We start from the raw sequence: 14,695 nt of genomic DNA on the forward strand, positions 1-14,695 counted from the left end.
CCCCGTTCCGACGGTTTAACCCAAGTTCCCGCCGGCCTCGACAACCCGGTCGCGGCGGGACACCTCGGGAGGTTTCAACGGGCGGCCTAGCCGGCGAGCCCCAGCCGCGTCAGCTCCTCGTCGATCTCCGCCTCGGACATCGACTCGATGCGGGCCATGAGGTCCTGGCGGCGCTCCTCCAGCTCCTCCTCGACGAGGCGCGCCACCCCCATCACCGTGGGGTCGCGGAAGAACACGGACAGGGGCACCTCCACCCGGTAGTGGCCGTTGACGCGGTAGAGCAGCCGGGTCGCCAGGAGGCTGTGGCCGCCCAGCTCGAAGAACTGCGCGTGCCGGTTCGCCACCTCCACGGAGAGGATCTCCGCGAACCAGGCGGCCACCTGCCGCTCCATGTCCGTGCGCGGCGGCTCGACGGGGCCCGTCCGCGTCCGGGGGCCGCCGGCCATCCGGACCAGCGCGTTGCGGTCCACCTTGCCGTTGGGCGTGAGGGGGAGCTGCGCGAGGAAGGCCACCTGCGGGACCATGTACGCGGGGAGCTGGCGCGCCAGGGCGGCCACCACGGCCTCCTCGGTGAGCGTGTCATCGCGGCGGCGCACGAAGGCCACCAGCCGCTCCCCTGCCCCGCCGCGCTGCACGACGACGATGGCCTCCGCCACCCCCTCCAGCGCGCCCAGCTGCGTTTCAATCTCCCCCAGCTCGATGCGGTAGCCGCGCAGCTTCACCTGATGGTCCGCCCGGCCGAGGAACGCGAGCGCGCCGTCGGGCAGGTAGCGGACGCGGTCGCCCGTGCGGTAGCAGCGCTCCGCCACCGCGCCGAACTCCGACAGGTCCAGCGTCACGAACCGCTCGGCGGTGAGGTCCTCGCGGTGGAGGTAGTCCCGGGCCACGCCCGCGCCGGCGATGTACAGCTCGCCCACGACGCCGGGCGGCACCGGGCGGAGGTCGTCGCCCAGCACGTAGAAACGCGTGTTCTCGATGGGGTGTCCCAGGTCCACCGCCGCCGTGTCCCGGGGCACCCGTCGGCGCGCGGACCAGATGGTGGTCTCCGTGGGGCCGTAGACGTTCCACAGCTCGGCGGTCTTCTGCGTGAGTTCACGCGCGAGCGCCACGCTCAGCGCCTCCCCGCCGCACAGCGCCTTGAGCCCGGGGCGGCCCTTCCACCCGTAGTTCATGAGCAGCTGCCAGGTGGACGGCGTGCCCTGCATCACGGTGATGTCCTCGGCGTCCAGCACCTGGAGCATCCGCGCGGCGTCCCCTTGCGTCGCGTCCGACGCCACCACCAGGGTGGCCCCCACGCTCAGGGGCAGGAAGATCTCCAGCACGGAGATGTCGAAGCACAGCGACGTCACGGCGAGGAAGCGATCCCCGGGCGCGATGCCCGGCGCCACGCCCATGGACAGCAGGAGGTTCACCGCGTTCGCGTGCGTCACGCGCACGCCCTTGGGAGCGCCCGTCGAACCCGACGTGAACATCACGTAGGCCAGGTCGTCACCCGTCAGCGCTGGCGCGGAGAACGCGGTCGGTTCACCGGGGGCCGGCTCCCGCAGGTCGTGGACGCGCAGGGCCTCCACGCCCTCCGGGAGCGTCCCGGCCGTGCTGGCATCGCAGGCGACCCAGCGCACCTGCGCCGTGCGCATCATGTAGGCCAGCCGCTCCTCCGGGAAGCCGGGGTCGAGCGGCACGAAGGCCGCGCCCGCCTTGAGGATGCCCAGCAGCGCGACGACCATGTCCACGCCGCGCGCCATCTTGATGCCGACGAGCGTCCCCACGCCGACGCCCCGCGCGACGAGGGCCGCGGCCACCAGGTCCGAGCGCCGCGCCAGCCCCTCGAAGCTGACCTGGTCCTGCTCACAGCGCACCGCCACCTCCGACGGCGCGTGCGCGTGCTCACGGAAGACGAGCCCCTGCAGCGGGCCGGCATGCTCCCATGCCCGCGCCGTGTGGTTCCACCCCTCCGTCACCCGCGCGCGCTGCGCGGGCGTCCACCGGGGCGCCGTGCCCAGCGAGGCATCCGGGTGATCCAGCAACCACTCGACGAGCTGGAGCCAGGAGGCCTGGAGCGCCTCCACCGTCTCGCGGCGGAACAGGTTGGTGTTGAAGACGAAGCTGCCGGAGAGGACGTCGTCCGTCTCGCCGGTGAGGTAGTAGTACTCCAGGTCGAACTGCGACTTGCGCGCGTCCAGGTACGCATTGGTCAGCCGCAGGCCCGGGCGCTCCTTCGCGTCGGTGGGAATCTGCCCGAAGAGGACCTGGAACACGGGATTGCGGCTGGTGTCGCGCTCCAGCGACAGGGCCTCGACGATGCGATCGAACGACATCGCCGAGTGGCGCAGCGCGTCCTTCAGCACGGTCCCCGACTGCGCCAGCAGCTGGCGGAAGGAGATGCCCGGGTCGGTGTCCAGTCGCAGCACCAGCGTGGACATGAGGCACCCGACGATGCCCTGGAAGGCCGCGTCCTCGCGGTTGGCGTACGGCGTGCCGATGAGCAGGTCGCGCTGCTTCGTGTGCTGGTGCAGCAGGGTGCCGAACGCGGCGAGCAGCACGGAGAACAGCGTGGTGCGCTGCTCCCGGGCGAAGCGGTGCAGCCGCCGGGAGGTGTTCGCGGAGAAGGCGGAGGGCACCTGGGCGCCGTCGTAGGTGAGCTGCCGCGGGCGCTCGAAGTCACACGGCAGTTCGATGACGGGAGGCGCGGCGAGCTGCTTGCGCCAGTAGCCCAGGTTCTGGGTCGCCAGCGTGGGGTCCTGCGTCCGCTCCGCGCGCAGGAAGTGGATGATGGACTGCTCCTCGCGCAGCGGCGCCAGGGCGTTCGCGTCCGTGTAGAGCGCCGTCAGCTCGTCCACCATCAACCGCAGGGACCAGCCGTCCGACACCAGGTGGTGCATGGTGAGGCCCAGCTGATGGCGGCCGTCGGGGGCGCGGAACAGGAAGGCCTTGAACAGCGGCGCCCTCGACATGTCGAACGGCCGCACCAGCGTGGCGTGGATCACCTCGTCATGCAGTGCGGGGTCGTCCGGCAGGTCGATGACGGGCAGCGCCATGGGGACGTGCTGCTCGAAGAGCTGGACGGGGACGCCCGCGACGCTCGGGAAGACGGCGCGCAGCGACAGGTGCCGCTCGGTGAGCTGCTCCAGGCAGGCGCGCAGCCGCTCCACGTCCACCGGCCCGTCCACGCGGAACAGGAACGGGATGGTGTACGCGTTGGACTCCGGCGCGTACCGGGAGATGAACCAGATGCGCTGCTGGATGCCGCTCAGCCACGTCAGCCTCCGGCCCCGGAGGAACTCCAGGATGCGGGGCTTCTGCTCCTGGAGGAACGCCTTGTCCTCCGGAGCCAGCTTGCCCCCCACCTTCTTGAAGTGGAGGCGATCCGCCTCGGCCCAGAGTTCAACGCCCCGGCTGATGAGCTGCCCGAGTCCGCTCTCGAAGTCAGACATGGCCTTCTTCGTTGTCATCGGGCGCCGCCGCAGGGGGTTGCCCCGCGGACGTGCCCTGGAGTTGTGCGAGTCGCTGCGCTGCTTCCCCGACCGTGAGGTCGTCCAGGTAGAGGCTCATGGGGATGGTGCACCCCAGGCGGCTGCCCAGCTGGCTGCGCAGGTCCATGGCCACGAGCGAGTCCACGCCCAGGTCGTTGAGCCGCGCGTCCAGGACGATCTCCTCGGCCGCGACCTTCAGCAGCACCGCCAGCGTGGCGATGAGGCTCTGTTCGGGCGTTTCATCCGGACGCCGCTCGAGCGCGGCCTCCAGGCCCCCCTGCCGGAGGACGTTGCGCGCGGTGGGGGCCCGGGTCGCCGCCGAGGACGTTCCCGACCACACCGCCGTCACCAGCTGCTGGCCCAGGTGCTCCGTGCCCACCCCCGCCACCGAGCGGATCTCCACGAAGCGCTTGCGTCCGAGCACGTGCGACCACTGCGCGAACGACAGCGCCGGAGAGCCCGGCATGCGCAGCTCGGCGTCCTCGAAGAGCCACCAGCCCTCCAGCAGGCCGAACGTCAGCGTCGTGAACTCCGTGACGGAGGCCAGCTCGTTGAGGACCAGCACGCCTCCCGGCGCGAGGAAGGCCCCCACGTTCTCCACGGTGCGCTGGATGTCGCGCGTGGCGTGCAGCACGTTGGAGGCGACGACGATGTCGTACGGGCCCGGCTCGACGGTGGAGCCGGAGTCGAAGGGCTTTTCGATGTCGAGCACCGCCAGCGTCAGGGACGGCGCCTGCTCCCGGAAGCGCTCCGCGTGCATGAGGAAGCTGCGCGAGCGGTCCGTGTACGTGTACACGAGCCGATCCGCGTAGGGCCGCAGGCGCTCGAAGAGGAACTGGGACGTGCCACCGGTGCCCGCGCCGACTTCGAGCAGGCGCAGCGACTCCCCCGGCGGGAGGTGGGCGAGCCGGGAGACGACCGCGGCCTCCACCGCGTCCGCGGCGCGGACGTTGAAGAAGTCCGCGATGTCGTTGCCCGCGTAGACCGCCTCCACCAGCTCCATGGAGCCGTTGGGGAAGACGACCTCCGTGGCGCGCGTCTCTCCGCGCAGCACCGGCACCAGGTTGTCCAGGCACGTCCACAGCAGCCGCGCCGTCGGCGCCTCGCTCCTCGGCGGAGGCGGCGGCACGTCCCCGGTGAGCCGGAGCAGGTCCCCGTCCTCCTCCAGCAGGAGGCCCGCTGAGGCGGCGATGCGCAGCATCTCGCCCAGCAGTCGCTCGTGGTTCGCCGCCACGCCCAGCCGCTCCCGCAGCCCCGCCCTGCGCTGGGCCGTGCCCAGCCCCAGCGCGTGGAGCGCCCGGTGCACGCCGAAGACACAGGCGTCGCGACGGGCCTGCTCGTCGTCCAGGTGCCGCGCCAGCAGCGCCTGGATGGACGCGTTGCGGTCCGGCAGGGACACCGTGGGATTGCCCCACGCCAGGTGCGCCGGCTTCTCCGTCTGCCAGTAGCGCTGGTCGTCGAAGGGGTACGTGGGCAGCCGCATGCGCCAGGGCGCGGCTTCGCCATGCAGGCGGGCCCAGTCCACGGCCGCGCCTTCCGTCCACCGGGCGCAGAGCGTCCGGGCGTCCCAGGAGTCCGCGTCGCGGCCGGAGCCCTTCACCGCCCGCTCCACCCGGCCCCGCATCACGGAGGGCGCGTCGCCGTCGGTGACGAAGGCGCGCAGGAGCGACACCAGCTCCGGGGCCGAGCCCACGACCGCGGCCAGCCGCTCCGACATCGCGTCGCGGCCGACCTGCAGCGTGTAGAGCAGCGAGGCGAACGCGTCCTCCGCCAGGGCCTGCGCCCCGGTGGACTCCCGCTCCAGGAAGGCGAGCAGGTCGGCGGCACGGGCCTTCAGGCGATCCCCGGTCGGGGCGGACAGGACGAAGACGTGTCGCGCCGCGCTCGGTGAGGTGGGCACGGCGCGGGCGACCCGGGCGGGGGCCTCCGCGATGACCGCGTGCGCGTTGACGCCTCCGAAGCCGAAGGAGCTGAGGCCCGCCACGCGCTCGCCACGGGGCCAGGGCGTGGGACGGGTGGGCAGGTGGAACGGCGAGCGCTCCAGGCGGATCCTCGGGTTGAGGGTCTGGAACTGCCCGAGCCCCGGCAGCTCCTCATGCTGGAGCGCCAGGAGGACCTTCGCGAGCCCGGCGATGCCCGCCGCCGACTCCAGGTGGCCCACCTGCGTCTTCACCGAACCGAGCGCGATGGTGCGCTCGCCCAGCGAGACGCCCGCGTCGCGGGCCATGTGCGAGAACGCTCGCTTGAGGGCGGTGATCTCAATGGGGTCTCCCAGCGGCGTCCCGGTCCCATGGGCCTCCACGTAGGACACCTGATCCGGACGCACGTCCGCGTCGCGGAAGGCCTTCTCGATGACGGCCGACTGCGAGAAGGCGTTGGGCGACGTCAGCGTGACGGCGGCGCCACCGTGGTTGACGGCGGTGCCACGGACGACGCCGTAGATGGCGTCCCCGTCCGCCAGCGCCCGCGACAGCGGACGCAGCAGCACGAACCCCGCCCCTTCGCCCCGGACGTAGCCATCCGCCCGCGCGTCGAAGGTCTTGCACAGCCCGTCCGGCGAGAGCATCCCCGCGCGCGTGAAGCAGTTGAAGACGAAGGGCGTCAGACAGAGGTTCACGCCCCCCACGAGCGCGTGGTCGCAGTCGCCCGCGCGCAGATCCCTCACCGCCTGGTGGAGCGCCACGAGCGAGCTGGAGCACGCCGTGTCCACCGGGACGCTGGGGCCCTTCCAGTTGAAGTGGTGGGAGATGCGGTTGGCCATCAGCGACGTCGCGAGCCCCAGCGACGTGTGCGGCTCCGCGAGCCGGCTGCCCAGGTGGTACAGCTCCCGGTAGTCCGCGTTCGACACGCCCACGTAGACGCCCACGGCCGCGCCCGACAGCGACGTCGGCGCATGGCCCGAGTCCTCCAGGCACGCGTACGCCAGCTCCAGCATGATGCGCTGCTGCGGATCCATCCACTCGGCTTCACGCCGGGAGAGACCGAAGAAGCGCGCGTCGAAGCGGTCCACGTCCGACAGGTAGCCGGCTCGGCGCGGGGACACGTCGTCGGCGCGGGGATCGCTGCCCCAGTACCACCGCTCCTCCGGCGTCGAGGAGATGCTCGTCACGCCTTCCCGGAGATTCTCCCAGAAGGCGGCGGCATCCCTCGCGCCGGGGAAGCGACATGCGAGGCCGACGATGGCGATGGCATCGTCGGCCGCATGGTGCGACTTCACCGACACGTCTCCACCGGCTGCTTCAACGCCACGCGGGTGGTGATGGAACGGATGACTTCGCCAATCTTGTCCAGCCCGGGCTGCTGCCCGTTCACGAACGTCTTGCCCGGCACGTCCACGTAGTGCACGCGCTTCTGGTTCGACTGCACCACGCACAGGTGCGTCGCATAGGGCGAGTCCGCCTGGATCTCGTTCTTGTAGCGCTCCTCCTCACCCGCGGCGATGACGTCGATGACGCCCTGGAAGTTCGTCGGCTTGTACGCGAGCATCGCCTCCAGGCCCGCGTTGTAGACGTTCACGCGGTGCCGGAAGAGCTGCTCCTCCTGATCGTTTCGCAGGTAGCCGTGCTCGCGGAGCAGGCGCAGGAACGTGTCGATCTGCACGTCGTCCTTCTGCGACAGCACCGACTCCACGGGGAAGTCCGTCATGGAGTTGCCCAGGAACTCCTCGAACACGAAGAGGAAGTCCTGCACCACGCGCTTGCGCGGCGACTCCAGGTGCGCCAGGTCCGTCCACTGCCGGGGGAACAGTGGCAGCAGGTCCAGGCACAGCGCGATTTCGTGGCCCTTCTCCTTCAGCTTCTTGCAGATCTCATAGGCCACGAGCCCGCCGTTGCAGAAGCCACCGATGTGGTACGGGCCCTCAGGCTGGATGGCGAGGATCTTCTCCACGTCGTACGCCGCGATCTCCTCGATGGTGCGGAACGGCGTGCGCTCCCCTTCGAGCCCCGGCGTCTGGCACCCGTAGAACCACCAGTCCTCCGGCAGGTACGGGATGTAATTGCGCAGGTAGGAAATCGTTCCGTCCGTGGCCGGGCAGAAGAAGAGGCGCGGCGCGCCGGGAGCGCCTTCCTTGAGCGCCACCACGGTTTCCACATTCTTGGGATTCGGCGCGAAGGACATATACGCCGTGAGAAGTTGCTGTTTCTTGGACTCCAGCGCTGCGTCCGCCCGAGTCGTGCCGCCGTTCGAGACCATGCTCGTCACTGTGGTTTCCCTCCGCGAATTCGCCTGTTTGCGTGACCCGGGGGGTGGGTCAGCGCAGAACATGGAGGTTACCCGCCCTCGTAAAATCCTTCAACGAGCGCATAATCACATCTTCTCAAAATCCATCCGGCGGGCGCCGGATGGAGTGAGGAGCACGGCTCAGGGGACGTCGAGTGCGACGCCCTGTCCGGGGACCGCCATGACCCAGCGCACGAGGTCAGGCTTTCCGCCGCAGGAGACGCGCACTTCGAACTCGCGGCCCGCGGGCAGGGCGCTGGCCAGCGGCGTGGTCCCCTCCAGGGGCTGCTTCCCCAAACGCGACCCGGCAGCCGGAGGAGCCGGTGATGCTCAAGGTGCCGGTGCTGCCGGGGGGCGGGGCCGCGTCCGCGAGCGTGCGCAGGTCGATGCGTTCAGACTGCATGACCTTGCCGAAGCGGTGCAGCTGGCCGTCCACCGCGGTGGCCACCAGCATCGAACCGGAGGAGGCGCCGGGCGGGAGGGTGCGATCCGCTTCCAGGCGGACGCCGCCCACGTAGACGCGCTCGCCTTCCTGGGCGTTGAGGATCTCCACGCCCCCGGAAGGGATGAGCACCACGGCGGCCAACGCGCCCACCAGCAGGACACCGGCGCCGATGAGCAGCGGCGTGCGCAGGCGGGAGGCCGGCGCGGGCGTCGCGCCGGGCGCGGTCGCCGCGACGACGGGCGGAGCCACCGGCTTCGGGGCCACCGGCTTCGCGGGCTCGGGGGCAATCGGAGGCACCGGCGCCACGATGCGGCCCGTCCCCGGCCTCGACGGACCGGGGGACGCGTGCTCCGCGCTGGAGCGCGGCGGCTGGGCCGCGGCCACGGGCGCCTGCGGGGGCGCGACGGACGCCACCGAGGGCACCGCCACCGACGGACGCGCCGGGGCGGCGGGCATGGGGGCCACCCGCGTGGGCACCGCCGCGGCGGCGGCCGAGCGCACCGCGGTGGGCGGCGGCAGCGCGGAGACCGGCGCGACGGCGGGAGGCGGAGGCGCGCTCGGGGCCGCGCGCGCCGGGGGCACCGGCGGCACCACGGGGACCGCGCGGATGTCCGAGGACGACAGCGAGACGACCTCGGTGTGGTCGCGCTCCCGGTCCGACGCCACCGGGGGCGGCGCCATGGGGGGCGGGGGAGGCGGGGGAGGCGGCCGCGGCTCGCCTGGATCCATCCGGGGCATGCTGCCCGAGGCGCCCTTCACCGGCGGCCGCGAGATGTCCGCCGGAGCGCGCATGCCGCTGTGGCTGGCGCCCGAATGGGAGCCCGGGGCCGGCGAGCGCGGGTGGGAGCCGGTGCCGGGCACGAGCGGCTTGGGGTGGGAGCCCGTGCCGCTGGTGGACGGCGCGTACTCCGCGAGCCGGTCCCCCAGGGCCTCCTTGAAGAACTGCGCCACCGACGCGGGCGAGGAGCTCAGCCGGTGGTGCACGATGACCGCTTCGATCTCCTCGCGCATCGCCGCCGCGGAGGGCGTGCGCCGCGCCGGGTCCTTCACCAGGGCCCGGAGGATGAGGTCGGACACGTCCTGCGGGATGTGCGGCTTGAGCTGCGAGGGCACCGGCGCCGGTTCGCGCACGATGGCCGCGAGCGTGGCCGCGTCATGGTCCCGGCGGAACGGCAGCTGGCCGGTGAGCAGCTCGAAGAGGACGACGCCCAGCGCGAAGACGTCGTTGCGCCAGTCCAGCGGCCGGCCGCTGGCGGCCTCCGGGGACAGGTAGGAGATCTTCCCCTTGATGACGCCCGCCTGCGTGTGCTCCTCGCCCTGCACCTTGGCGATGCCGAAGTCGCTGAGCTTGATGGCGCCGTCCAGCGAGATGAGGACGTTGTGGGGGCTGACGTCGCGGTGCACCACCGGGTGCGCGGTGCCGGACGGATCCACGTAGCTGTGCGCGTAGTGCAGGCCCGCGGCCACCTCCGCCACGATGCGCAGCGCGTGCTCCAGCGGCAGCGCCATGCCCTTGCGGCGCAGCTCCGTGAGCAGGCGCTTGAGGTCCGGGCCGCGCACGTACTCCATCAGGATGTACGCCACGCCGTCCGTCACGCCCACGTCGAAGGTCTGCACGACGTTGGGGTGCGTGAGGCGGGCGTTGGCGCGCGCCTCCGCGAAGAGCATGTCGACGAACTCGGGGTTCTCCGCGAACTGCGCGAGGATCTTCTTCATCACCACGTACTTCTCGAAGCCCTTCGCGCCCTGCTGCTTGGCGAGGAACACCTCCGCCATGCCGCCCTGCCCCAGCCGGCGGATGATCTGCACCCGCGCGCTCTGGGCGTGGAGGTCCGTGGGCGAGCTGTGCTTCATCGACGCGGGGTCGATGTTCGTGGAGCCGAACAGGTACTGGCTGAGCGCGCGCTGCTCCAGCGCTTCAATGTCGTCCAGCGCCCGCTCCGTCAGCGTCAGGCGCGCGAGCAACCCCTGGAACTGCGTCAGCGCCGGAGCGCGCGCCGTCCCGCCGCAGACAGGGCACACGCGGTCCAGGTTGCCCTTGTTGCGCAGGGCCTCCAGGTACTCGGCGGCCTGGATGCGCTGGTGGTACACCTGCCCGCAGTTGCGGCAGTCGCACGGCAGCCACAGCGTGGCCAGCCTCACCGGCAGCGTCTTGGCGGAGCGCGCCAGCAGCCCCAGCATGGGCGGCGGCACGCGGGAGAGCACCACCTGGGCGCCCTGCGCCGCGACCTCCAGCACCTGTTCGAAGCGGGCCAGCGCCTCCGGCTCCGCCTTCGTCACGTGGCAGCAGTCGAACGCGACGCGCCCCTCCAGGCCCGCCGCCAGCCGGCGCACGTTGAGGTCGCCCTTGAGGGTGGAGGCCAGCGTGATGAAGGTGATGTCGTCCTGGACGATCTTCAGGTGCGAGGAGAGCTCGGACGACTCCGACGGCGTGCTCGCGCGCAGGTAGCGCAGCACCGCGGGGTCCACCGTGGAGAACTGCTGGCGGCGCGCGAAGTCGAAGAACTCCGTGGGCTCGTCCGCGAACTCCAGCGGCTGGGCGCACACGGGGCAGTGGTGCTCGGGCGCCCCGCCCTGCTCCAGGGCCTTGGCCTCGTCCACCAGGTTGACCAGCCGCAGCCGGTCCTCCTTGCAGAAGCGGCAGGTGTAGGGCGCCAGCAGGGAGAGCACGCGCGCGACGCCCGCGAAGCCCTCCACCATGTTGAGCTGATCCACCACGATGGGCGGCGCGTTGATGACGTACAGCCCCGCCACGCCCTGCGGCGGGTGCCCGACGAATTCGATCCACCGTCGCACGCCGAACGAGCTGATGCGCTCCAGCAGGCCCAGGTCCACCACGAGCAGGCCGCTGAGGCCCTTGGTGGACGAGGACAGGGGGAACGTCTCGTCGATGACGCCGGACACCCGGACGTGGAGAAGGTTCCCCACGCGCACGGTGTTGATGCCGGCATTGGAAGTTTGGCTCTCCACCCGCCTTACCCTCGCTCCAGACAGAACAGCAGGGACTTGGGATGCGCGGCCCTGCGACGCGCCTCCCCCAGGTCCACGGCGCACGCGAACTCCGTCGCGCGTCCCGGGACCACCCGCACCGCCACCGCATCGCTGTGCTCCAGGATGCGGCGGAGCCCCAGCCCCGCCCCTCCCCCGGAAGCATCCACCTGGGCCTTGCCACCCCACGAACGCAGCACCCGGATCAACGGCGACGCCTTCAGCCGTCCGAAGCGATCCACGCCCTGCACCCAGGCCCTCCCCTCCCCCACGCCCCACTCCAGCAGACACGCATCCTCGGGCGCCACTTCCCGCACCTGGTCCCGCCGGTGCGCGTACCGGGGCACCCCGGCCTCGTCCACCGGCGCGTCCAGGAGCGCGTTCGCCGCGAGCTCATGCGCCACGTCCGCCACGAGCCCCGCCGCCACCCGCGAACCACCCGCCTCCAGCACCGCCTCCGAGGCCGCCTCGCACGCCGGCCCCACCTGCGCCACCTTCGTCAGCCGCGCGCGCCCGGTCCGGACCTGGAGCGGCAGCAGGCTCGAGCCCCGGAGCAGCGAGGACAGCAGCGCCACCTCCCAGGCGGAAGGCTCCCCGTCCGGCTCCCGGGTCGCCAGCAGCAGCGCGGCCGGCTCACGCTCCAGCAGGGGCACCTGCGCGGCGCCCAGCCGCCCGTCGAACAGCACCAGGCGCGGCGTGTGGGCCACCCCATGCCGCAGCAGGAGCCCATCCCGGGCGAGCGCCCCCGCCGCCCGCTCCAGCGCGGCCGGCGTCAGCGACTCGTCCGGAGTCAGCTCCAACAGGGGGGTCTTCGAAGGCGTCGCGGTTTCCAAGGGGCCTACTAGTAACGCAGCCGGATTTCGGTGAAGAGGCCCTGGGGAGGCGCCGGGAAGCCGTGCGACTCCTCATAGCTGGCGTTGAAGAGGTTGGTGCCCAGCAGCGAGACCGCCACGCGCTCGTGCACCTGGAAGCCCACGCGCGCCGAGGCCGTGATGTAGCTGGGCAGCCGCACGCGCTGGGTGGTGCCGGTGAGCTCGTCCACGACGAAGCCCGGGTCGAAGCGCGGGCCCACGAACAGGCCGTAGATCTCCACGAACGCGACCTTGCCGATGTTGGTCCGGCCGCGCGCGTAGATGCGGTGGCTGGGCGCGTAGTCCAGGGTGTAGTCCGGGCCGCCGTCCGCGGGCAGGGCCCGGGCGTCCAGGAACTGGTAGGCCACGTCGAAGGACGAGTTGAGGGCCGGCACCTGCGCCGCGGCCTCGGCCTCGAAGCCCGCCACCCGCGCGTCGCCCAGGTTCTTGAACTGCGACGTGGAGCCGAAGAGCAGCTCCTGGTTGATGAAGTTGTTGGCGCGGTTGAAGAAGGCCGTGCCCGTCAGGCGCACCTTGCGCTCCAGGGGCCAGAAGTCCACCGCGGCCTCCACCGTGTCCAGCGTCTCCGCGCGCAGGCCCGGGTTGCCCAGCAGCGTCGCGGCGTACATCTGCTGGTTGATGGCCAGCTCCGCCAGGGTGGGCGCGCGGAAGGCGCGGCCGTAGTTGGTGCGCAGCGTGAGCAGCTCCGGGATGGCGTGGAACACGACGCTGGCGCGCGGGGAGACCTGATCGCTGCGCGCCGTCCACACGCGCTCGGGGATCTGGTAGCGGTCGTAGCGGGCGCCCGCGCCCACCACCAGCCGGTCCGTGATGCGGTACTCCGCGTCCACGAAGCCGCCCAGGATGGTCTGCTTCGTGTCGTCCAGGCCCAGGCCGGAGAGGATGTTCTGGTTGTTCACCTGATCGGCCTTCACGTCGCCACCGACGGTGAGCGACAGGCGATCCAGCGAGAAGTGCGCCCGGGCCTCGCCGCCCAGCCGGCGGCGCTTGCCCAGCGCGGACTCCAGCGCGCCCGTGACCTGGTTCTCCAGCGCCACGTCGCGGCGCTTGAAGAAGGCGTAGCCCTGGGCGAACACGCGCACCTTGTCGTTCAGCTGCTGATCCACCTGGATGGAGGTGTTCAGGTTCTGCACGTGCTCGTTGTCCTGCGCCGTGTAGTGGCAGCGGCCGCAGTTGCCCACGGTGGAGATGTTCTGGCCACCCGGACGGCCGATGTTCGCGTCGGTGAAGTCCGCGTCCAGCGCCAGCGGGCCCACGCGCACCTTGCCGTTGACCTGGTGCACCAGCGAGTCCTCGTTGTCGTCCACCTGGCCCACGCGCGGATCATTGAAGAGCTGGGGGCCGTCCGAACCGAAGCCGTAGTAGCCCAGCAGCGCCTCCACGGGCCCGCCCCGGCCGGCCACGGTGCTCTGCAGCCGCCACGTCTTGTCCTGGCCCGCGAGGACGCGCGCGTCCGCGCCCATGTTCTGCCCCTTGGGGATGAGGTCCGAGGGCTGCCGTTCGATGATGTTGATGACGCCGCTGAAGGCGTTGGAGCCGTAGAGCGACGAACCGGGGCCGCGGATGACCTCCACCTGCTTGAGGTTCGTCATGGGCGTCGTTTCGTCCGCGTAGAACTGGCCCGTCCAGGGGTCCGTCAGCGGGCGGCCGTCCTTCAGCAGCAGCAGGCGGTTGGACAGGTAGTTGGAGCCCAGGCCGCGCGCGCTCACCGCCGCCTTGCGCATGGAGCCCCGGCGGCACTCCATGCCGGGGAAGTACTGGATGGCTTCACAGAGCGAGAACTGGCCGGTGCCTTCCAGCTCCTCCGCGGGGATCCACGACACCGTCAGGGGCACGTCCGCGATGCGCTGGCGGCGCTTGGACGCCGTCGTCACCACCGCCTCGCTCAGCACGCGGCTGACGGACTCCTCCAGCGCGTCCACGGCCAGCGGATCCGGCCCGTCCAGGCCCGCGAGCCCCGAGGGCGGCGGCATGGCGCGATCCGGGCTGGGCTCCGTGAAGGGGGCGCGGTCGGGGACGTTGTTGTTGCTCAGCGGCTGCGCGGGCGGCAGCGGAACGCTCCCCGCGGAGGCGTCCGCGGGCGGCGGGGTGGTGGGCGCGTCCAGGGACAGCGGCCCGCTGGTGGAGGGGCCGTCGTAGGGCGAGCCCGGGGTGGCGACCGGCAGCGGCGGCGGCAGCGCGGGGGTCGTCGCCGTCGCGGCGGGGGGATCCGCCACCGGGGTCGCGGGATCGCTGGTCACGAACGGGTCGTCCACCAACGGCCCCGTGTCCGGAGCGGCCGGCGGCGTCACGGGCGCGGGCTTCGTCCCCTTGCGCGGCTTCGCGGCGCGCGGCGTCCGGGGCGTGGCGGGCGTGACGCGCTTGCGCGCGGGCTTCGTCCGCGTCTTTGGCGCGGACTCCGCTTCATCCTGGGCCCGACCAAGCCCCGGCGACAGCCATGCGAAGGCGCACAGCAGCAGGGACAGCGACACCCGTGCGCTCCGACGACCCAAAACCTTCTTCGCCGCATGGTTTTGCGGCCCAAAGTACCCAGTCGAGTCCATCGATCTCAATTCCACGAGGGAAAGCAGAGCGCCTTCAACGGTCCTGTACGCCCCGGTTCAAAGCCGATGCGCCTGACAATCGTTCCAACGGGCGAACTTCCAACCCTGAACGATAGCGCTCAAGACGGGACGCTACCGCAGTCCTTCGACCGG

Annotated in this window: 6 protein-coding genes; all 6 read right to left on the reverse strand. The window is 71.7% G+C overall.

The features are described from left to right. Positions 1 to 86: 86 nt before the first annotated feature. Positions 87 to 3,434, reverse strand: a complete 3,348-nt coding sequence (locus OV207_RS04695) for an amino acid adenylation domain-containing protein (protein WP_267552972.1) — start codon at positions 3,432 to 3,434, stop codon at positions 87 to 89. Beyond that, complete coding sequence (locus OV207_RS04700; protein ID WP_267552973.1) at positions 3,427 to 6,690, reverse strand: beta-ketoacyl synthase N-terminal-like domain-containing protein; 3,264 nt, start codon at positions 6,688 to 6,690, stop codon at positions 3,427 to 3,429. The genes OV207_RS04695 and OV207_RS04700 overlap by 8 nt, the downstream gene beginning before the upstream one ends. Beyond that, complete coding sequence (locus OV207_RS04705; RefSeq protein ID WP_267552975.1) at positions 6,687 to 7,553, reverse strand: thioesterase domain-containing protein; 867 nt, start codon at positions 7,551 to 7,553, stop codon at positions 6,687 to 6,689. Before OV207_RS04705 ends, OV207_RS04700 begins: the two co-directional genes overlap by 4 nt. A gap of 340 nt (positions 7,554 to 7,893) precedes the next feature. Then, a complete protein-coding gene (locus OV207_RS04710; RefSeq protein ID WP_267552977.1) occupies positions 7,894 to 11,109 on the reverse strand; it encodes a serine/threonine-protein kinase in 3,216 nt (1,071 codons plus the stop codon). A 5-nt stretch (positions 11,110 to 11,114) separates the two neighbouring features. Continuing rightward, complete coding sequence (locus tag OV207_RS04715) at positions 11,115 to 11,960, reverse strand: hypothetical protein (protein ID WP_267552979.1); 846 nt, start codon at positions 11,958 to 11,960, stop codon at positions 11,115 to 11,117. A gap of 8 nt (positions 11,961 to 11,968) precedes the next feature. After that, complete coding sequence (locus tag OV207_RS04720) at positions 11,969 to 14,542, reverse strand: TonB-dependent receptor plug domain-containing protein (protein ID WP_267552981.1); 2,574 nt, start codon at positions 14,540 to 14,542, stop codon at positions 11,969 to 11,971. Positions 14,543 to 14,695 lie beyond the last annotated feature (153 nt).

The sequence above is a fragment of the Corallococcus sp. BB11-1 genome, from assembly GCF_026626625.1.
Lineage (GTDB): Bacteria > Myxococcota > Myxococcia > Myxococcales > Myxococcaceae > Corallococcus > Corallococcus soli.